Consider the following 20,756-nt stretch of genomic DNA (forward strand, 5'->3'; position numbering starts at 1 on the left):
ATGCTGCTGATAGGTGATTTCCGGCTTCAGGAACGGCGGATCGGTGATCACGTCATTGCACAAGGTGATCGACAGGTCGATGAAATGGCGGGTCAATTCCTGCGCTCCCGTCTTAAATGGCCGCATGCTTGGCGCGTTCCTCGTCAAGCATGCGCGTGACGATGCGCCTTGCTCGGACTGCACCTTCATCGAAGGGCAAAATGGCGGGCTTGTGAGCTATCAGATCGTTCGAGCGCATTCGGCTGCGCACAGCCGCAATCATCGGTTCGTCTTCAAATTCAAAGGCGTTTTGTGTTCCCTGTTTCAACATGGCGGAGACATTCTCGCTGTCCTTGGCGCTGTTGCGTCCGGCCGCCCAGAAATAGCGTGTCGCCTCTTCGCCCTGCGGGACCAGCAGATGCATGACCACCAGTTGCGGATCGTGTGCGGCCGGGCTTTCACCTTGCCCCATGCTGGTTTTCAAGGATAGGCGGGCTGGGGCCTGCCAGACAATGTCAGCCACCATATTGGCCGTCGCCGGAGCATCAGGCCACAGCAGTTGGAACAGGCCGGTGACCGGTTCCTCCTTGATTGTATAGACCGAGCGGACTTCATCGCCGGTTTGTTCGCAGTGATAATGCGTGCGAGCCGAATTGCCCGGTGAGGCAAGAAAGGGATGGAGAAACTCGACATGGGTCAGGTCGAGCAAGTTGTCAGTGACCAATTCGTAATTAACCCGCACATTGAGTTGCCCATAGACCCACGTCAGTTCGGGATCATCGAACAGGGGCAGTTCGGGCAGAGGATGGCTGCCGTCAAGGCTTTCATGGCCCATCCAGACCCATATCATGCCATAGCGCTCGGCAACCGGGAAGGAACGGACTTGCAGCGCTGAAACGGTCTTGCCATTGCCATGGGGATTACGAACACAGCGCCCGGTGCCATCAAATTCCAGCCCATGATAGCCACAGATGATCCTGCCATCGCGCAATTTGCCCCGACTCAAGGGGGCAAAACGATGCGGGCAGGCGTCATACAGCGCCTTGGGATGCCCGCCCTCGCCGCGAAACACCACGATCATCTGATCCAGAATCTGGAGTTCCAGAGCTGTTTCGCCAAGGTCATGTGACCATGCCGCCGGATACCAGGCGTTGCGCAGAAATGTCATGTGATCCTCACCCATTATTTGCATTATCTGACTGGCTGCCTGCCATAAGGGCGTCGATGCTCCACGGCCCGCCGCCAGCCAGCGCAAGATAGAGAAAAACGAAACAGAACAGGATGGCCAGATCACCCTGGTTCACGACCGGCATCCAGCCGTCTTTCATGCCCAGCCCGGCCGGAAAATGGACCATCCAGTAAGCGAAGGCCATCTCGCCGCTCAAAATGAAAGCAACAGCCCGTGTGCCAAGGCCAAAGACGATGGACAGACCGCCGAAGAATTCGAGAAAACCTGCCAGTCCTGTGATGCTGAAAACTGCCAATGGCCCCGGATGATGTGGGCTGGGGGGCCAAAGGAAGAGTTTTTGCATACCATGCTGCATGAAGATCAGGCCTGAGACAAAGCGAAGAATGCTCAGGCCTATGTTTGCCGCGTTGCCGACAGGCAGCTTCATGTCACCACTCCGTGATAAAGGGGCCATAGGTGGGTGTACGGCCTCCGGTTTCCTCGGCAACGATCCGGTTGGTCTGGCGGCCCAGATAGGTGATCTCGCTTTCCATCACATCGCCGGGTTTGAGCCATGCATTGCCCCACATGGCGCCATTGCCCGGCGGCGAACCGGTGATCAGCAGATCGCCCGGAACCAGCCGGATGCGTTCCGAGGCATAGGAAAGGATCTGTTCGGGCTGAAAGATCATGTCGGAAATCGGCCAGTCCTGGCGGATCTCGCCATTCACTTTCAGGCGGATCTGGACTTTGTTGCGGTCGACAAATTCCTTGGGCACGGCAAAGGGGCCGAAGGGTTTGAAATTGGGCTGATGCTTGCTGACCCAATCATACATGAAGCGCACATCGGCGCGGCGGAATTCATCGACGGTGCCGATATCATTGACCATGACATAGGCTGCGATCAGATCGCCCGCCTCGTCCGGCCGGACATAGCGGCCCGTTTTGCCGACGATGGCCCCGAATTCCAGCTCCCAGTCGGGATGTTCGCCCACCAGCGGCAGCGGCACATCCTCATTGGCACCGCAGAGTGAGGAATGCAGGCCGGTCCAGAAATAGGGCATGCCTTCGCGCGCGCGGCGGTCGATTTCGCGCAGGTTGCGGGCAAAGAACTGCTCGTCGCTCTCGTCGGCGAGGCGTTTGTCCTGATTGAACTTGTTGAAGGTCATCATCTCGGCGACATGCTGACGGTAATTGGACCCGGCGCACAGCATGTTGGGATGGGCCAGCACCGGCAGAATGGTCAACGCGCGATAGTCATGGGCATGGCGATCCTGATGCGCGGCCACATCATTGGCCAGATTGGACGCGCGCGCCCAATCCTCAAACACCGCATGGGTGTCGCGGTATTCCTCGGCCAGACTGTAAACCCCGCCGCCGGGCAGCACCACGCCGGGAAAGGCCGAACCATCACCATCGCGGAACGTGCCAATCCCGAAAGTGCCGGATACCAGCCCCGTCACATCATCAACGCCGTCCGGTTGGGGTGCGGCGGGCAGGGGCTTGAGAAAGCTGTGGTCTGTCATGTGTTCTCTCGCTTGTTTTTTTGGGGGGCTGTTCAGGAGAAATAGCGGTCTGGCGGGTCCGAACTCCACACATCCATTTCGACATCATGGACATCGTGGACGCGGGTGCCGTCCGATTTCCTCAGGCGGTCGGTGTCGGTGAAGGTTTCGAAGCGGTTGCGGTCAGGGTCGCGCCAAACGTCAAAGACATGGCTGCCATGGGGATGGCGCCCAACGCCCCACACCAGATCATAGCCGCGCGATTCCAGATAGCGGTGCGACATGAATTGCGCCTCGAAATCCTGCGCTTCAAAGCTGATGTGGTGGCAATCGCTGCGCCCATCCATGCTTTGCATCAGTGCGATGCAATGGTGATCGACCAGTTCCTCGCCATGATCGAGGCGCAGGAAGCCGATGATCTGGACATGGGGCAGGCCCGGAACGTGATAGATATCGCTGGGGATCAGGCCCAGCACATCGCGGTACCAGGGCAGGCTGGCGAGAAAATTGGGGACGAACAGGCCGATATGGCCCAGCCGAAACAGCTTGGCCGGTGCCATCGGCCGCTTGGGTTCAAACCGGCCTTCGCGCGGATAGGCGAGCGGTGAGTTCATCTGCCATTCGGGATAGGGGGGCAGGGCTTGCTTTGTGCCCGCGCCATGGATCAGATCCATGCGAAAACCGTTGGGATCGATCAGGGTTGCGCAGCGCCCGCCGCCGGGCAGGTCCAGTTCAACAATACCTTGGGCGCCATGGGCCGAGATGGCTTCTTCCAGATCGGCCTGGCTGGCCACTTCGAAGGCGAAGCCGATAAATTTGGGTTCGTCACTTTGATGGGCAACATAGGCGAAGGCATCGCTGCCCTGTGTTGCCATGACCAGTCGGGTTGCTGAACGCTCAATAGTAATGAGGCCGAAATCCTGGGCGAATTGTTCGGTTTGCGCCAGATCGCGTGTATGAAATGTAACATGGTGCAGCTTGCGCAGCATCATGGCGTCTCTCCCCGTCTCTGTTTCAAGGCGCGATGAAAAAGCACGCGCATCCAAGTGTCCGAAGCTTCATCGGTCAGCGGGCATCTAACGTCCAATCGAATATTTCAGTTGCTTGGTATAAGCCATACTGATACATAAAGGTGATGCGATTTGATGGCCTTGATCTGAACCTGCTGGTGGCTTTCGAGGCCCTGATCGAGGAGCGCAATGTCTCGGCGGCGGCGCGGCGGTTGAACCTGACGCAACCGGCCGTCACGGGCGCGCTTAACCGGTTGAGGGACTATTTCCGCGACGATTTGCTGGTGCTGCACGGGCGCAAGATGCAGCCCACGCCCAAGGCAGAGGATCTGTCAGGCCCGGTGCGTCGTGCCCTGCTGCAAATCCGTGGTGAGATCACCCGCGCGGGCGATTTTGTCCCGGCGACGTCCAACCGCCATTTCCGTATCGTTGCTTCGGATTACGCCTATACGATCGGGCTGGCCGAATTGTTCGTGCGAGCCTCGGCGCTGGCGCCCAAAGTCACATTTGAAGTGATCCCGCCCAGCGTGCAAGCCACTGAAAGGCTTGAACGCGCCGAAGTGGATGTGGTGATCTCGGTCCAGCCCTATGTGAACGCCAAATATCCGGTTCTTGAATTGTGGCGGGATAGCGATGTCATCATCAGTTGGCAGGGGGCTGGCTATACGACCATATCCGAGGAGGTCTTCTTTGAGGTGGGCCATGCTGTATCCACCTTTGGCCCCGACCGTCGGCCATCGGTAACCGACCAATTTATCGAGAAAATGGACCGTGAGCGCCGGGTGGAAGTTCTGCTGCCCAGTTTTGGCGATCTGTGTCGCGGGGTGGTCGGCACCCGCCGACTGGCGACCATGCATCGGCGCTATGCCGAACATTTTGCGCAGGTCTATCCGATCGCCATTCACGAAACCTGGACGCCGTTTCCGGAAATAGTCCAGATCGCACAATGGCATAAGGTGCGTGACAACGATCCCGGCATCCATTGGATCTTGCGCTTGCTCAGCGATACATCAAGGCCCGTCCAACTATAACGGGGAGAGGCCCGACCTCTCCCCGTATCCCGGTCCTCAGAATTTATAGGACAGACGCGCCCCAAAGGTGCGGGGTGGTCTAAGGGTGGTTGCATAGAAACTGGTTCCCGGCGTCGGAAAAGCCTGAGATATAAGCGTCTTGTCGAAAATATTGTTCATATACAGCCCCAGCGAGAGGGCCGAGGAGCGTGGACTGAAGTTGATCTGCGCATCGGCCAGCCAATAGCCGCTTTGCGTTTCAACCGGCGCGAATTCCATCCCGATCAGCGTGGTGGTCTGGTAATGCGCCTTGGCATTGACCGTGAATGCGCCAAAAGATACCGGTACATGCTGTTCAATCCCCAGATTGAGTGTCCATTCCGGGGCGTTAACGGGGCGCTTTCCGCTGCAATTCACAATATAGGCCCCTGAACCGGTAAAACTGGCGGTGGGGCAGGACGTGCCGTTAAACGTGCCGCCGTTGGAATTGGGGCTTAGGAAGATGAACTGGTCATAGCTGGCGTCGAGATATTGCAGGTCAGCGGACAGGGTGGTCAACGTGGTCGCCGCAAATCTTGCCTCAAGTTCAAAACCTTGAAAGGTCGCGCGTCCCACATTCTCGGTCACGAAAGTCGGCACGCTGGCCACGGTCAGCAAATGGCTGATCTGCTGATTGTTATATTTCCAACGATAAAGTTCGAGGTTCAACTGGACCCGATTGCCCCAGAAGCGGTTCTTGGAGCCCAGTGTGAAGGCCTGAAGTGTTTCGGGATCGAAGGTGCCTCCCGCGCCATTCGGACTGTAGTAGAAGCCGCCCGCCTTGAATCCGGTTTCGAACGAGGCATAGACCAGATTGCGGGGCGTGATGTCCCAGTCCGCGCCTGCGCGCCAGGTGAATTTGCTGAAACTCTTGGCCTGGTTATTGGTAAAGACGGTCGCCGCCTGAATGACATTGGGAGCATTCACGACGTCGGGCAATCCACCGTAAGGCGCAGGCCCCAGCGTGGGGACAAGGACCGAGGGGAATGTGCCCAGTGCGGCCGGTGTCGGGCCAAAGGGCAGCGAGGGCGCGGTCGGACAGGCCGCCGCTGTGCAAATGCGCGTCAACGAGACGCGGCTGCCGTTGAAATCCTTGTCTTCCCATGTTTGCCTGCCGCCGATGGTCAGTCGAATGTCGGGGGTTACGGCATAGGTCAGCCGTCCGAACAGCGCCTTGCTGGTCGTGTTGAGCAACATGTCCTTGTCATATTGGGCGTTCCAGTTGGACGCATAATCGCCAAAAGGACCGTAGGTGTGATCGTGATAATAGAAGGCGCCGAGCAGAGCGCGCAAGGGCTTTGACTCGGGCGTGGCAAAGCGTGCCTCAACGCTGGTTTGCGCATTGCGCTCGACCGCATTGACCTGAAAGCCGGGTGAAAAACTGTTATAATTCAGATGCCCTTCGCGGTAGGACGGCAGTATGGTAAGCGTGCCGAAATCGCTCGTCCATTCCGCGGACCCTGAAATTCCCAGAAAGTGATTGCGCAAATAGGGCTGGAAACCGGACGGAAAAGTCTGGAACGTCCGCCCCAGAGTGCCGGCCTGTTGGCTGGAATAAAAGGCTTGCCCCTGAGGAGAGAAAATCCCGATGCGGTTATCGGGCGAGAAGGTCGTGGCCGTTGCAACGCCCTGTGGGGCCAGCAGTGGTGTCATTCCTGAGCCCCGCCCGCCCTGATCGAAATAATCGGCGACCAGATTGAGGCGCACCGCATGGCTCGGTTCAAAACGAAAGGAGCCGCGCAGGCCGATATCGTCCTGATCGTCGGTGCCATCGTTCATATATCCGTTGTGTTTGACGTGCATCGCCGCGATCCGCGTTGCGGCTTTGTCGCCCATCGGGATGTTGACGGCGGCATCCAGCCGCAGCGCCGAATAATTGCCGACATCAACCCCGGCAAACCCGCCCCAGACACCCAGTTCCGGCTTCTTCGGCAAGACATTGATCGCGCCGCCGGTGGCATTGCGGCCATAAAGCGTGCCCTGCGGACCTTTGACCACTTCGACGCGTTCGAGGTCATAGAAGAAGCCAGCGGTCGCGGAGGGGCGACCGATGTAGACCCCGGCGAAATTGAACGCGATCGCTGAATCGGAAAAGGCATTGCCGTTGAAATTGCCCACTCCGCGCAGATAGAACAGATTGTAAGGCCCGGCGGCCGGCGCCACTTGCAGCGAAGGCACCATATTGCCAAGCGAAGTGGTCTGGGTGATGCCTGCCGTCCTTAACTCGTCGCCACCGATGGCCGACACAGCGATGGCGGCCTTTTGCAGGCTCTCGCTGCGGCGCTGTGCGGTGACGACGATGTCCTGAATGCCCGGCGCGTCTGCGGACTCGGCGGCCCGCGCAATGTCGGGCATGGCCAGCGCCAGCATACTGGACGCAAGGAAATAGGCTGATCTCATGTCTCTCTCCCTTTTATTTTTTGCTGTGGTGCGCGATAAAATCACGTGTCCCGGCCATCGGTCCAATCAACAATTGAACCGTCAGAAATCAATTTTCCTGATGGAATGGGTTGCGCTTAATCTGAAGCGCAGGAGCAGCCTTTCGGCACCAGCCCCAGCAACTCCGCTGCATTCAGGCCGAGCAGGCTGGCCTTGACCCCATCGGGCAAATGGTCGTGAAAGCCGATCGGATCAGGCTCGCCCATATCGAAGGGGTAATCCGTGCCCAGACACAGTCTGTCCGCGCCATGATTGCGGATCAGACTGTCGAGTTGATCCCGATCGAACACCAGCGTGTCGAGCCAGACCTGACGCAAATAGGTGGAAGGTTCGCGCGCGATAAATTGGCGGCAATCTTCCCGCGCGCGAAAGGCGTGATCCATCCGCCCCCAATAGGCAGGCAAATAGCCGCCGCCATGAGCCACGCATAATTTCAGCCCGGAATGCTGTTCCAGCACGCCGCCGAAAATCAGATGGCTGAGCGCGATGGAGGATTCGAGCGGATTGCCGATAATATTGTCGAGATAATGTTCGGCCAATCGCGCGCCATGGGTAAAGCCCAACGGATGCATGAACACCAGTAAGCCCAGATCCTCGGCCGCCGCGAAGAAGGGGCGGAACGCTTCATCGGCCAGTTCGCGGCCCGCGACATTTGTGCCGATCTCAATCCCGCGCAGCCCCAGATTGCCCACACAGCGGCGCATTTCCTGCACCGCCATTTCGACATTCTGCAAGGGCACCGTTCCCATGCCCACCAGCCGGTCGGGGTGCTGCGCCACCGCCGCTGCGATGCCGTCATTGACCATCCGCGCAGCATCGCGGCCCAGTTCATCGGGCGCGAAATAGTAATATTGACCCGGTGAGGGGCTGATCGCCTGCACATCGACACCCAGGCGGTCCATGTCCTCCAGCCTCTCGTCGATACCATTCAACTTTCGTCCGATGGAGGCGAAAAGCCTGGCATTGGTGGCCATGGATGCCTGCGACATAAAGGCCAGCGGGTTGGGTGGATTGTCCATTTCGGCACGCACCAGCGCTTCGGCACTGGCGATATTCATGTGGCAATGCAGATCGACCACCAGATGCTTGCCACGCTGCATAACCGGAATCGGCGCGCGTTCGGGGCCGCAGGCGCAGAGGTGATCGCCGCTCATGCTTCGGCCTCCAGCATTCTGGCGATACGGCGGCGGACCTTGACGGCGGGGCCGTCGGATTTGACCAGCAATTCGCGTTGGAGCTGCGATGCGGCATCGACATGGGGCTCGATGGCCTCGATCGCGTCAATGTCCTGTTGACGAATCTTCTTGTCTGATTCCAGTTGGAACGTATCAAGCGCTTCATCATCAAGGCGGAAATTGCGATTGGCAAAGCCAAAGTAGTGCGAACTCGTCGCGGTTTCCGGGGTGATGCCATGCAGGATATGCAAATGGCCCAGCGCGGGCGGCACCTGTTCATGCCCGGGCACTTTGACGAACAGCGGCATATTGGTGCGGATCAGTTCCGGGCCATAGAAATCGGTGATGGATTCCCAGTCGGCCAGCCCTTCGTACCTATGCTCCGACCCCCATAGCATATCGTGAAATCCGCCCCATGGCAGCTTGCCGCTGCGGATCAGGCGATAGCTGCGCTCGCGCTCTTCCTCGCGCATGGGCATAGCCTTCATCGCCTCGCCGCCCGCGATATGGTGGTGCAGATAGGGCAGGTGGGTCAGGTCCATCAGATTGTCGATCAGCAACTGGGCGCGGGCCTTGATCGTGAAATGGTTGGGCGAACTATAGCGCCATCCCTCGACGCCCAGTCCGAAGTCCTCATAGGGCGGGATCAGATCTGGATCACACCGATCCTTGTCCCCCATCCAGATCCAGCAGAGTGGACCTCGCTCCTCGATCCGGTAGGTGGGCTGGCAAAAGCCTGTGCCGGTGCCTTGGGAAGGGATGCCACTGCATTTGCCATCGGCTTCAAAAACAAAGCCGTGATAGCCGCAGACCAAAGTGTCGCCCTCGATCCGTCCCTGGGCCAGTGGGAAATAACGATGCGGGCATAGGCCATATATGGCCACCGCTTTGCCTGCTTGTGTTCGATAAAGGGCCAATGGCTTGCCCAAAATCGTTCGGGCAAGCGGGGATCGGGTGATTTCGTTTGAAAAAGCCGCGATATACCAGCGGTTCACGGCAAACGGCTGTGCCTTGTCAAACGGATACATACCTCTTCCCTTTTGTGGTCTGAATTTACCTGCCTTTCATTTACCTGTGTCGGATTTAGAAGAATAATCAATATTATATTATCAAACTATCATTATTATCTATAGATATGCCGGGCGATCGTGGAGCTTCGTCAAGCGGTATGGGGAAGCAGTTTTCAAACTTGGCCGCGATAAAGCCAAGCCATCGGTGCCATAACAAACCCAAGGATGATCTATCTATATCGTGGGGTCCGTGTTTACACTTGGCACAGCCACCGCGTTTTTCTTCGAAATCGAAGCTGATCCTTTTTGAAATGTGGTTCTTCTACGTTGCAACCAAAGGAATTTGACATTCGATGAACCATGAAAGCCCCGGTCAATGTGCTTGAAAGGTTGGCGAAAGGGCCGGTCCGTAAAGCCTGCCTGTCAATAACGAGAACAGGAACATCCACATTCTGTGTGGTTGCTCCGGGAGCTGCATGATGGAAGACATTGAACACATAGTCATTCGCAAGTTGTCGCTCCGGCTGCTGCCGGTCCTGATCCTCGGTTACCTCGTCGCCTTTATCGACCGGTCTAACATCGGTTTTGCCACGCTGACGATGGGGCCCCAGCTTGGCATCGGTCCGGCGGCTTTCGGCTTTGGCAGCGGGCTGTTCTTTGTCGCCTATGTCCTGTTCGAGGTGCCCAGCAATCTGGCACAGGAGCGTTTTGGCGCGCGGCTGTGGATCGCAAGGATCATGATCACGTGGGGGCTGGCGGGATTGGCGATGGTGGCGGTGTGCGGGCCGATCAGTTTTTCGCTCGCGCGGTTTCTGCTGGGCGCGGCTGAGGCAGGCTTTTTCCCCGGCGTCATCCTTTACCTGTCGCAATGGTTTCCCAGCACCCATCGCAGCCGTATCGTCGCGCTGTTCATGATCTCGATCCCGCTGTCGAATGTTGTGGGATCTGCCCTCTCGGCGATGCTGCTGGCGCTGGACGGGGTATGGGGGCTCAAGGGGTGGCAATGGCTGTTCCTTCTGGAATCCTTGCCCGCGATTGTGCTGGGCTTGCTGGTGCCCTTCGTGCTGGCGGACCGGCCCGATCAGGTCCGCTGGCTTACAGAGGCCGAACGGGAGTGGTTGACCAAAGCGCTGGCCGCCGAGCGCGGCACGGCGCAAGGAGGGCATGGCCGGGCATGGAAAGTGATCGCCGACCGCCGCATTTGGGCACTGGCGTTGATCTATTGCGGCAGTTCGGCCACCAGCAACGTGCTCTCTTTGTGGCAGCCCCAGATTATCAAATCTTTTGGGCTGACACTTTGGGAAACAGCGCTTCTCAACATGCTCCCTTTCGCGGCGGCCACGGGCTTTATGGTCTTTTGGGGCTATCGTGCCGATATCAGGGGCAGCCGCATCGGCGCCACGGCAGCGCCGCTGCTGGTCACCTCGGGCGCGCTGTTTCTCACGCTGGTCACGCATGCTCTGGTTGCTACGATGGCCTTGCTGGTGGTGGTGCTGATGGCCAACTATGCGCTTAAGGGTCCGTTCTGGGCGCTGTCCAGCGAGACGCTGGGCGCGCGCGACGCCGCAGCGGGGCTGGCCGCGATCAACGCTATCGCGCATCTGGGCACCTCGGGGGTGAACACGCTGTTTGGCGTGTTGCAAGAGCGCAGCGGCTCTTTCGCCATCGCGTTGCTGCCCTTGGCGCTGCTCACGTTGGCGGGTTGCGGCATGACGCTCTGGCTTGGCAAGTCCCGCAGGCAACCGGCGTAAAGAGAAGCGGGGTGTGGAGGATATCCTCCACACCCCGCTTCATGCGACCGATCGACCTGTGCTCATTGGAACCGGATATAGCCCACCCCATCCTCGATCGTGATGTTGGTGCCAAAGGGTTTGGAATATTCCACGATTTCGTCGAGAATCTTTTTGGCCACCTCTGGCGTGGGTTTGCGCGGTATGCCCACCTGCGAACCGGGGCGCGGCGTCTGGCCCAGATCGACCGGATAGATCACCACTTCCTTGAGTTTACCGCCATCGAAATTGGTATAGGCGACATAGGATTCCAGCGTCGGCTTAAGCTGCCAGAAGCCCTGAAACTCATGTTCGCCCACAATCGGGCCGCCTGTCGCATTGGCCGCCGCATTGGCTTCCTCAAATTCCTTGAACGGGCCGTGGAAGGCGCCTTCGCCTGGCTTTTGTCCCGGATAATGCCCCTTGGGCAAAGGCATGATGGCGGATTGGAAAATGAAATTGGAGGTGCCGTAAAATATCGGCTTACCCTTGTAGATTTCAATGCCTTTAAGCGTATGAACGCCTTGCCCAACAAAGACATCGACCCCCTGATCCACCGCCATATGGGCGAATTTGATTTCGAAATCGGCGGGGAAGTGGTCGTAGGAATAGGCTTGGAAATCATAGCGGTTCTGGTGCCAGTGGATGTTGGTCACCAGTACGTCGGAGGCCTGTTTGGCGGTGCGGATTTGCGTGAGGATCTCGCGCAGGTCCTGCGGGTTCATGTCGAAACTATGTTCGCCGGGGCGGTCCATCACGCGAAACTGCGTGCCAAAGGCTTTCAGGTCGCCGGTTCCCGGCTGTCCGGCAATATCGCGCAGCAGCACCATCTGCGCCGCCGTCACGCCGTGAAACAGCGTCAGGCGCAAGGAATTGCGGATGCCATCATCGGGCCCCGCCGCGCCATCGCCCGGATAGAGCGCGGGTTTGACCATAGGCTCATCAGAGGGGACCGTGGCGGTGGTAAAGGTCAGGCCAAACAGCTTGGTTTCGCCATCGGCATCGGGCGCGGGCAGGGGAACCGGCACTTCAACCTCGTCGCGGCGCGCCAGAATGGCCGCTTTCATTGCGCGCGCCCCGGCAAGCTGGGCGGGCGAGACATGGACCCGTGTGCCCCCCGCGCAGCAGGCGTCCAGCCCGCCCAGCGCATAAATGCCCGCAAAACCGACCAGCCCCTTGGGCGTGGCGAAATAGCGCGCCATGCGGGCTTCGGGCAGGCTGCGGGCGATGCCCGCATGGGTGATGCCTACGCGCTCCACCTCTTTCAGGTTGTTCCAGACGCCCGGCGCGCGCGGATCCTTGTTATTGGCCCGGCTGACCAGATCAATGCCCATCAGGCGCCAGTCATCGGCCACTTCCTTCGTCGCCAGATTGCCCCCGGCATGGGCGAAATTGTCGAAATCCATGATCTCGTTTTCAAAATCGCCGGTGGTCACATCGGCCTTGCGCAGGGGCTCGATAGCGGCCCGCACGGCCGGGTCATTGGAGGTGGCAAATGGCTGGAATTGCAGCAGATCGCCAACGCTCGCCACGCTGAAAGGCTGGGCGATCTTAAGCGCCAGCTCCTTGGCCTGATCAGGCTTTTTCGGCACTCCGCTCGACCCGTCGAACTTGCGCGCGCCATAGCCGACATTGCTGGCTACCTGCGCATGGGCATAGGCGCCCAGCATCGCCCCGATGGTCAGAGCCGAGGCGACACACATGCGCCAGCCAGAAGATCTTTTGGACATTACACTCTCCTGCGGGGGCGATCGGCCGCCCCTCTCGGCCCCGCTTTTATGCGCGCTGGCTTTCGCAAGCCTTTCATGGTTGCGCTTCCCCGTCCGGAATGGTCAGGCGAACCAGCAGGCCCGGCCCCGCATCGCCGCCATTGCCCCCATCGCCCAGCTCCACCCGCACCCCGGCCGTGTCGGCCAGCGAGCGGACAATGGCCAGCCCCAGCCCGCTGCCATGGGTGTCATAATCGCGGGGCAGACGGTGAAAACGCTGGAAAACCGCGCTGCGCTGGTCGGGCGGGATGCCGGGGCCGTCATCCTCGACCTCAATCACCGCCTCGCCCTGATCGCGCAGCACGCGCAGGATGATGCAGCCATCCTGCCGCCCGTAATGGATCGCATTGTCGATCAGATTGCCCAGCATTTCGGCCAGAATGAGCGGGTCGATGGCGGCCATGACGGGCTTGTCGGCATCGAAATGGATTTCAATTCCGCGCCGGATCGCGCGGGGCGCCAGTTCCCTTGCTGTTTCGGCCACCAAAGCGTTGAGTTCAACCGGGCGCGCGGCCTGTTTCAGGACATTTTCCGAACGCGCCAGCGCCAGCAATTGATTCAGCAACCGTTGCAGGCGACCCGCCGAGGCGTCCACCTCGGCCAGCGCGGTCTGGCGCTCCGCCTCGGCGATGTCGGCCTGCCGCGCCAGATGCAGATGGGCCCGCAGCGCGGCCAGCGGCGTTCGCATCTGGTGCGAGGCATCGGCGGTGAATTCGCGCACGCGCCGGGTGGTGTAGTTCAGGCGCTGAAGCAGATTGTTGAAGGTCTCGATCAGCCCGCGCAATTCCCATGGCGCCTGCGTGGCGTCCAGCGGGACAAAGACATCGGCATTGGCCTTGCGGGCATCCATCGCCAGACGCAGCCGGGTCAGCGGCTGCAAACCCCAATTGACCGCCGGGCGGATCAGCAGGGCGGCAAAAGCCACCAGCGCGATTTCCAGCGCCACCAGACCTGTCAGCATCCGGCGTTCCAGCAATCCGCGCTCATCCAGCGTTTCGGCGACCTCGACCACCACGGGCAGGTGATTGTCGGTCAGATAGCGGGCCTGTGTCGCCACGCGCACATTTTGGCCCAGATAGCGGTCATAGCGATAAAGCGTTTCATCGGGCGCGGGCATGGTGGCTGCAGCGGGAAAATCGGCATATCCGGTGATGATCTGGCGCCCGCTGCGCACAACGTAATAGACATTGTCGCGGGCGCTGTCCTCCAGCATGCCGAAGGCGCCGGGGGGCACTTCGAGACTGACCCGGCCGCGCTCCAGCGTCACGGTTTCCGACACGGCATTGGCCGATGCGCGCAGCACGCGATCCGATGTGCGCTCGGCAAAATTATGGATATACCAGGACCCGCTCAGGCCCAGCAGCAGGGCCACCCCGGTCAGCGATGAGACCAGCACCACCAACTGGCGCCGCGCCAGCGACCATCCTGCCCCCAACACCATGTCAGGACGCATCCATCATATAGCCGAGCCCGCGCAGCGAGGTGATCTTTGGCCCATCGGGCGCCAGTTTCTTGCGCAGGCGGGTGATATACACCTCGACCGCGTTCGAGCCGACCGGATCGTCATAGTCGAAGACTTCGGAGAGCAGCCTCTCCTTGGGCACCACCTTGCCCGCGCGCGAGGCCAGCGCCCAAAGCACCGACCATTCGCGCCGGGGCAGAACCAGCGGGCGATCGGCAACGGTCGCGCTGGTGGCGGAAAAATCGCACAGCAATTGCCCCACGCGCAGCAAAGGGCTGGCCGAGCCTGCCGAGCGGCGGACCAGCGCCCTGATATGGGCCAGCAATTCATCGGCATCAAAAGGCTTGCCCAGATAATCGTCGCCGCCAAGATCGAGCCCCTGAATGCGGTCTTCGCGCTCATGCCTTGCGGTCAGGAACAGCACCGGCACCGTGGCCCCGCGTGCGCGCAATTGCCGGATCGTTTCAAAGCCCGACATGCCGGGAAGGCCGACATCGCATATGATGAGATTATAGGGTTCGGCCTCTGCCACATCGAGGGCTTCCTCGCCCGAACGCACCGCATCAATGGCAAAGCCGGAATTTTTAATAAGTGTAATCAGACCACTAGCCAGTGTCCGATCATCTTCAACAAGGAGAACCCGCGCCATGACTGCAATTTCCTCAAACCATGAAAGGCCGGTGAAAGCCTCCAAGCCTAGTACCGCTTCAACAAATACAAAAGAGGCGAGGATGGACAGGCCACAATCGGCCCCCGGCAAAAGGAGGGGCTTTTCATATTTCTTGGCAGCTCCGCTGATGCTTGCCGGGTGTTCAGGCGCGGATGGCGTTCGTTCGGGCGTTGAACAGGCGCTGGTCATCTACAGTTCGACCGACCGCGCCCAGTTTGACGAGGTGGCGAGCGCGTTCAACCGCATCTATCCCAAAATCGCCATCCGCTATGAATCGCTCTCGGCCAGCGATGTTTATGAGCGGGCGCGCGCAGAGATCAACAGCGGTCGGCCCGCCGTCGATCTGGTCATCAATTCCGCGATGGATCTTCAGATCAAGCTGGTCAACGATGGCTATGCCCAGACCTATGCCTCGCCCGAGGGAGCGGCGCTGCCCGGTTGGGCGGTCTGGAAAAATCAGGCCTATGCCGTCACCTCCGAACCCATCGTGATCGGCTATAACAAACGTCTGGTGGCGCCCGCCGATCTGCCGCGCGATCATGACGAACTGGCCAGCCTGCTGCACCGGCGGGCGGACGCCTTTCGCGGGCGGGTGGCCATGTATGATCCCAAGGCCAGCCCGACCGGTTTTCTCTATATCACCGAGGATTTGCGCATTGACCGCGACAACTGGGATCTGGTGGCCGCGATCGGGCTGAGCAATCCGCAATTGTACAGTTCCACCGCGCGGATGATTGATGATGTCAGCAGCGGCAAGATGCTCTTCGCCTATAATCTGATCGGCTCCTATGCGCTGGATCGGGCGAGCCGGGATCCCAATTTCGGCGTGCTGATCCCGCGCGATTATGTCCTGATCGGATCGCGCGTGGCATTGATCGCGCGGGGCGCGCCCCATCGCAATGCGGCCTGCGCCTTTCTCGATTTCATGCTGTCGCGCGCCGGACAGGCCGCCTTCAGCCGTCACGGGATGATCCCGCTGCGCCGCGATGTGGCGCGCGACGACATGCCGATCCGGGCGGGCAATGCGCGCGCCATCCATGTCGGGCCTTCGCTGATGGCGGGCCTCGACCACAGCAATCGCGAGCGCTTTTTCGCGAAATGGGACGCCTCCGTCAGGGCGGCGGGCGTCATCAAAACAACCAGAACAGGGAGTGGGAAAACATGATATCCAAAAGGGCCATGAGCATGGGGGCGTCGCTGTTTGCCCTTGGGTTGGGCTGCGGGTTTGGCGCGACGGAGGCCATGGCGCAGGAGCAGGCCGCGCCAAATGCGGTGACTGCGGCCGATATTGTCGTGACGGGCTCGCGCCTGCGCACCACCACCTTTTCAACGCCAACCCCGGTGACGGCCCTGACCAGTGCGGCGCTGGAATCAGCCTCGCCCGGCAATCTGGCCGAAGGGCTCAAGCAATTGCCCTCGGTCGTGCCGACAGGCGGACAGACCGCAGGCGGCGGCACGCGGGCGGGCGGACAGAATTTCCTCAACCTGCGCGGCCTTGGCATTTTGCGCAGCCTGACGCTGCTCGACGGGCGGCGTTTCGTGCCCGCCGATCCGCGTCTGGTCACAGACGTCAACCTGATCCCGCAGATGCTGGTCGATCGGGTGGATGTCGTCACGGGCGGCGCCTCGGCCACGTATGGTTCGGATGCTGTGGGCGGGGTGGTCAACTTCGTCCTCAACCGCAAGCTTGAGGGTATGCGCTACACGGTCAGCGAAGGCATTTCCCAGCGCGGTGACAATCAGGAATTCAAGGCCTCGCTGGCCTATGGCACCAAGCTTGGCGGCATTGGCCATCTGATCCTGGGCGGCGAATATTACGATGGCACAGGCGTCAACGGCGATGCGCGCGACTTTCGCACCACCGCGCCCAATCTGCTGCGCAACCCTTCGGGCGCTCCCACGCTGGTGACCGGCACCGACATTCGCACGCCCTATACGCTGGGCGGGTTGATCGTGAATGGCACGGGCGGCACAAGCGCCAACAATGCCCTGATCCGGGGCATGAAATTCGCGCCGGACGGCACGCTCAGCGCCTATAATTACGGCACGCTGGCCACCGATGTGGGCGTGACCAGCGGCACCCAGAATGGCGGCGATGGCTATCGCGTTTCGACGGGTCAGGAAATCGTGCGTCCCCTCAAACGTCGCTCGCTCTTTGCCCATGCCGATTTTGAACTGACGAATTCGATCAACCTCTTCGTTGAGGGCACCTATGGCTGGACGATCTCGAATTTCCAGAGCAGTCCCACCACCACCACGCTTTCGATTGCCCGCAGCAACCCCTATTTGGCGCAGGTTGCCCCCGCATTGGTGACGCAGATGACCTCGCTGGGCGTGACGGGGTTCACCATGAACCGGCTGACCATGGAGGCCGGCCCAACCTATACCGGCAATGAAAATACCGCGCTGCGCGGCCTTATCGGGCTTGAAGGCAAGCTGGGCGGGTTCAAGTGGGATGTGTCCTATCAATATGGCCGGACCGACAATCACAGCCCGACCTATAACAACCTGATCACGGCCAACATGGCCCGCGCGGTCAACACCACCCGCGACAGCAGCGGAGCCATCGTCTGCGCCGATACGCTCAGCACCAATGCCGCCACGCGCGCGGCGGCGGCGGGATGCGTGCCGCTCAATCCCTTTGGCGCGGGTGCGCCCTCGGCGGCGGCGATGTCCTATGTGATGGGCACATCGGTGTTCGACACACGCAGCGAGATGCAGGTGGCTGACGCCAATATTTCGGGCGATCTGTTCAACCTGCCCGCCGGGCCTGTGGGCATGGCGTTGGGCGCGGAATGGCGCAGCGCGAAAGCCACCACGACCGCCGATCCGCTGTCGCAGGCGGGCGCCTATCGTCTGGTCAACCAGCAGAATTTCTTTGGCCAGTATAACGTCAAGGAAGTTTACGGCGAACTCAACATCCCGCTGCTGATCGACAAGCCCTTCTTCCATCGCCTCTCGGCCAGTCTGGCCGGACGCCACACCGAATATTCCACCAGCGGCGGGGTCAACACCTGGAAAGCGGGGCTCAATTGGCAGATTTCCAATGATCTGAAACTGCGCGGCACGATCTCACGCGATATTCGCGCGCCCAATCTTGAGGATCTCTATGCATCGGGCCGTCAGAACAATCTGACCATCACCGATACGTTGACCAACCGCACCTATACGGCGGTGCCCAACCAGACCTATGGCAACACCGCCTTGCGTCCGGAAAAGGCGATTACCAAGGTGTTGGGCCTGATCTATCAGCCAAGCTGGCTGAACGGTTTCAACATTGCGGTCGATTATTATGACATCAAGATCAGCGATTCGATTTCCAATATCGGCGGCCAGACCGCGGTGGATCAGTGCAATCTGACCAATCAGGCCTCGCCGCTTTGCTCCTTTGTGACGCGCGATGCCACCAATGCGGTCATCGCCACGCGCACCTCACCGATCAACTTCTCCTCGCAGCAGACCAATGGCGTGGACATCGAGGCGCAATATCGCACCACACTGCGCAACGAGGCGCGATTGGGTTTCCGCCTGCTCGCCAGCTATGTCGCGCATAACCGCACGCTCAGCCCGTTGATCACCAATCCGGTCGATGATGCGGGCAATATGATTACCCAGTCCAGCGGCGTGGCCCAGCCGCATTGGCGCGGCAATCTGATCGCCAATTATGACAGCGACCATGTCAGCGTCATGCTTCAGGGGCGCTATATCGGCGGGATGATCTGGGACAAGACCAAGGTTGTGGGCGTCGATACCGATTTCGGCTCGGTGGGCGCGCAATTCTATCTCGATGGCGAAATCTCGACGAAGTTCAGGACGTTTGGGGGCGAACAGACGTTGTTCCTGAATGTTCAGAACATCCTCGACCATCAGCCGCCCTTTGCGCCGATCATCACCGGCGCGACCCCGCTGCCCACCCAGCCCGATCTTTACGATCAGGTGGGCCGCATGTTCCGCGTCGGCATTCGCGGCAAATTCTGACCACCCTTGGGGAGGAAGGCCATGCGCCTTCCTCCCGCCTTTTCCCCCTTCATGCGGAGCGCACCATGTCAGGTGACAAGAATGCCAATTGGACAAAAGTCAAAGCGGTGTTCATTGTTTCGAGCGGAAATTTCCTCGAAATGTATGATTTCATGGTCTTTGGCTATTATGCCAAGGCCATTGGCAAGGCTTTCTTTCCCGCCGTCAATCCCGCTGCCTCGCTGCTGCTGGCCTTTATGACCTTTGGCGCAGGATTTCTGATGCGGCCCGTCGGCGCGGTGGTGCTGGGCAGCTACATCGACCGCCATGGCCGCCGCAAAGGGTTGCTGCTGACGCTGGCCCTGATGGGGGTGGGAACACTGGCGATTGCGGGCATGCCGACCTATGCCCAAATCGGGCTTGTCGCGCCTTTGCTGGTGCTGCTTGGGCGGCTGATTCAGGGCATGTCGGCCGGTGTCGAGGTGGGCGGCGCCTCGGTCTATCTGTCCGAAGTGGCTACCGAGGGGCGGCGTGGCTTTTATGTTGCGTGGCAATCGGCCAGCCAGCAGGTGGCGGTCATTTTTGCCGCGCTGGTCGGGCTTTTGCTGAATTTGCTGATGCCATCGGGGACGATGGAAACATGGGGGTGGCGCATACCCTTTGTCGTTGGCTCGTTGCTGCTGCCCTTTTTGTTGCTGGTACGGCGCGCGCTCAAGGAAACCGAGGCATTTGAACACAGCACCTCGCGGCCCGATCTGCGCGCCTCGCTTAATGCGATCCTTGCCAATTCCGGTGTCGTCCTGCTGGGCATGGGCATGGCGGTGATGACCACCGTGTTTTTCTATATGCTGACGGCTTATACGCCGACGTATGGCACCAGCGTGCTTAACCTGAGCCCGGCTCAATCCATGCTGGTCACGCTGATTGTCGGCACGACCAATTTCGTCTTGCTGCCGGTCATGGGGGCGCTGTCGGACCGTATCGGGCGCACACCGCAATTGATCGCCTGTTCGCTGCTGGCCGCGCTGGTGGGCTATCCCGCCCTGCAATGGATGGTGGCCGCGCCGTCTTTCGAGCGACTGGTGGTGGCCGATCTGCTGCTGGCCGCGATTTATGCCGGTTATAACGGCGCGCTGGTGGTGCATCTGACCGAGATCATGCCTGCTAATGTACGCACGACCGGCTTTGCGCTGGCCTACAGTCTGGCGACGGCCATATTCGGTGGTTTTACGCCTGCGCTTTCAACCTATCTGATCGAAGCGACCGGAGATAAAGGCGCGCCTGGTCTCTGGCTGAGCGGTGCGGGGTTGATGAGCCTGTTTGCGGTATTTGCTATTGCGCGGATCAAGCCAGCCAAGCGACCGGTTGCCACTATGGCTATGTGACGGCGCGCAGGCCTGTTGTATTGCGCTGGTTGCCTGCGATGATGCCATGCAGCCCCATCGATTGATCTATTCGCCTATGCATGTGCGACCGGTTTCGATGGGGCATTTACGAACCACCGGTTCCAACGCCCTGATCAGCGTCCGGGCACGTCAGGAATGGCGGCGCAACCGGAATTAAAGCGCCGTATCCTGCCGCTCGGCGTCCAGTTTGGCGAACCAGATCACATGCTTGGCGCCTTTGCCGTTGCCTTGCTTGTCATAGCGCGCATAGACCGTAACCTCGTCCACCGCGAAACCGGCGGCTTTCAGGCGTTGCGTGAAGGCTTCGTCGCGCGCGGCGGACCAGATTGCCAGCACCCCACCGGGGCGCAACGCCCGGGCAGCGGCACGCAACCCGGCCTTGGCATAC

General features: G+C 60.0%; 15 protein-coding genes and 1 pseudogene. 5 read left to right on the forward strand and 11 right to left on the reverse strand.

From position 1 onward, the window contains the following. Positions 1-112: 112 nt before the first annotated feature. The 4 genes from GGR38_RS23125 to GGR38_RS23140 are packed head-to-tail and all read right to left on the reverse strand — an operon-like array spanning position 113 to position 3,644. Complete coding sequence (locus GGR38_RS23125; RefSeq protein ID WP_183629277.1) at positions 113-1,147, reverse strand: aromatic ring-hydroxylating oxygenase subunit alpha; 1,035 nt, start codon at positions 1,145-1,147, stop codon at positions 113-115. Positions 1,148-1,154: 7 nt separating this feature from the next. Then, positions 1,155-1,595 carry a DoxX family protein gene (locus tag GGR38_RS23130; RefSeq protein WP_183629278.1) on the reverse strand — a complete coding sequence of 147 codons (441 nt, stop codon included), beginning with the start codon at positions 1,593-1,595 and terminating at the stop codon, positions 1,155-1,157. Between the two features lies 1 nt (position 1,596). After that, positions 1,597-2,673: a fumarylacetoacetate hydrolase family protein gene (locus GGR38_RS23135; RefSeq protein WP_183629279.1), complete on the reverse strand. Its 1,077-nt coding sequence runs from the start codon at positions 2,671-2,673 to the stop codon at positions 1,597-1,599. A gap of 32 nt (positions 2,674-2,705) precedes the next feature. Then, on the reverse strand, positions 2,706-3,644 hold the full coding sequence (locus GGR38_RS23140) for a VOC family protein (protein WP_183629280.1): 939 nt from the start codon (positions 3,642-3,644) through the stop codon (positions 2,706-2,708). Between the two features lie 143 nt (positions 3,645-3,787). On the opposite strand from GGR38_RS23140, the gene GGR38_RS23145 reads away from it, so the two are divergent. Then, positions 3,788-4,693: a LysR family transcriptional regulator gene (locus tag GGR38_RS23145; protein WP_183629294.1), complete on the forward strand. Its 906-nt coding sequence runs from the start codon at positions 3,788-3,790 to the stop codon at positions 4,691-4,693. A gap of 36 nt (positions 4,694-4,729) precedes the next feature. Here the strand turns inward: GGR38_RS23145 and GGR38_RS23150 are convergent, their stop codons facing one another. The 3 genes from GGR38_RS23150 to GGR38_RS23160 all read right to left on the reverse strand — a co-directional run bounded on the left by GGR38_RS23150 (position 4,730) and on the right by GGR38_RS23160 (position 9,353). Continuing rightward, the gene (locus tag GGR38_RS23150; RefSeq protein WP_183629281.1) at positions 4,730-7,111 is read right to left on the reverse strand and encodes a TonB-dependent receptor; all 2,382 of its coding nucleotides are present in this window, start codon (positions 7,109-7,111) and stop codon (positions 4,730-4,732) included. Between the two features lie 116 nt (positions 7,112-7,227). Beyond that, positions 7,228-8,304: an amidohydrolase family protein gene (locus GGR38_RS23155; protein ID WP_183629282.1), complete on the reverse strand. Its 1,077-nt coding sequence runs from the start codon at positions 8,302-8,304 to the stop codon at positions 7,228-7,230. Beyond that, positions 8,301-9,353, reverse strand: a complete 1,053-nt coding sequence (locus GGR38_RS23160) for an aromatic ring-hydroxylating oxygenase subunit alpha (RefSeq protein WP_183629283.1) — start codon at positions 9,351-9,353, stop codon at positions 8,301-8,303. Before GGR38_RS23160 ends, GGR38_RS23155 begins: the two co-directional genes overlap by 4 nt. A gap of 458 nt (positions 9,354-9,811) precedes the next feature. Here GGR38_RS23160 and GGR38_RS23165 point away from each other — a divergent pair, with 458 nt between their 5' ends. Beyond that, positions 9,812-11,086 carry an MFS transporter gene (locus GGR38_RS23165; RefSeq protein WP_183629285.1) on the forward strand — a complete coding sequence of 425 codons (1,275 nt, stop codon included), beginning with the start codon at positions 9,812-9,814 and terminating at the stop codon, positions 11,084-11,086. Between the two features lie 62 nt (positions 11,087-11,148). Here the strand turns inward: GGR38_RS23165 and GGR38_RS23170 are convergent, their stop codons facing one another. The 3 genes from GGR38_RS23170 to GGR38_RS23180 all read right to left on the reverse strand — a co-directional run bounded on the left by GGR38_RS23170 (position 11,149) and on the right by GGR38_RS23180 (position 14,984). Next, complete coding sequence (locus GGR38_RS23170; protein ID WP_183629287.1) at positions 11,149-12,834, reverse strand: CapA family protein; 1,686 nt, start codon at positions 12,832-12,834, stop codon at positions 11,149-11,151. A gap of 73 nt (positions 12,835-12,907) precedes the next feature. After that, positions 12,908-14,314, reverse strand: coding sequence for a sensor histidine kinase (locus tag GGR38_RS23175; RefSeq protein WP_183629289.1), 1,407 nt, complete (start codon positions 14,312-14,314; stop codon positions 12,908-12,910). Position 14,315: 1 nt separating this feature from the next. Continuing rightward, on the reverse strand, positions 14,316-14,984 hold the full coding sequence (locus GGR38_RS23180; RefSeq protein WP_183629290.1) for a response regulator transcription factor: 669 nt from the start codon (positions 14,982-14,984) through the stop codon (positions 14,316-14,318). A gap of 133 nt (positions 14,985-15,117) precedes the next feature. Here GGR38_RS23180 and GGR38_RS23185 point away from each other — a divergent pair, with 133 nt between their 5' ends. The 3 genes from GGR38_RS23185 (at position 15,118) to tcuC (ending at position 20,347) form a co-directional block, all read left to right on the forward strand. Next, entirely contained in the window at positions 15,118-16,170 is a 1,053-nt protein-coding gene (locus tag GGR38_RS23185; RefSeq protein WP_183629291.1) for an ABC transporter substrate-binding protein, read from the forward strand. Next, positions 16,167-18,983, forward strand: coding sequence for a TonB-dependent receptor domain-containing protein (locus tag GGR38_RS23190; RefSeq protein WP_221227230.1), 2,817 nt, complete (start codon positions 16,167-16,169; stop codon positions 18,981-18,983). Before GGR38_RS23185 ends, GGR38_RS23190 begins: the two co-directional genes overlap by 4 nt. A gap of 65 nt (positions 18,984-19,048) precedes the next feature. Next, positions 19,049-20,347, forward strand: coding sequence for a tricarballylate/proton symporter TcuC (tcuC, locus tag GGR38_RS23195; protein ID WP_183629293.1), 1,299 nt, complete (start codon positions 19,049-19,051; stop codon positions 20,345-20,347). A 174-nt stretch (positions 20,348-20,521) separates the two neighbouring features. Here the strand turns inward: tcuC and GGR38_RS23200 are convergent. Next, positions 20,522-20,756, reverse strand: a pseudogene (locus GGR38_RS23200) (hypothetical protein); the annotation flags it as partial.

This window comes from Novosphingobium sediminicola (assembly GCF_014196525.1).
GTDB classification, from domain to species: domain Bacteria; phylum Pseudomonadota; class Alphaproteobacteria; order Sphingomonadales; family Sphingomonadaceae; genus Novosphingobium; species Novosphingobium sediminicola.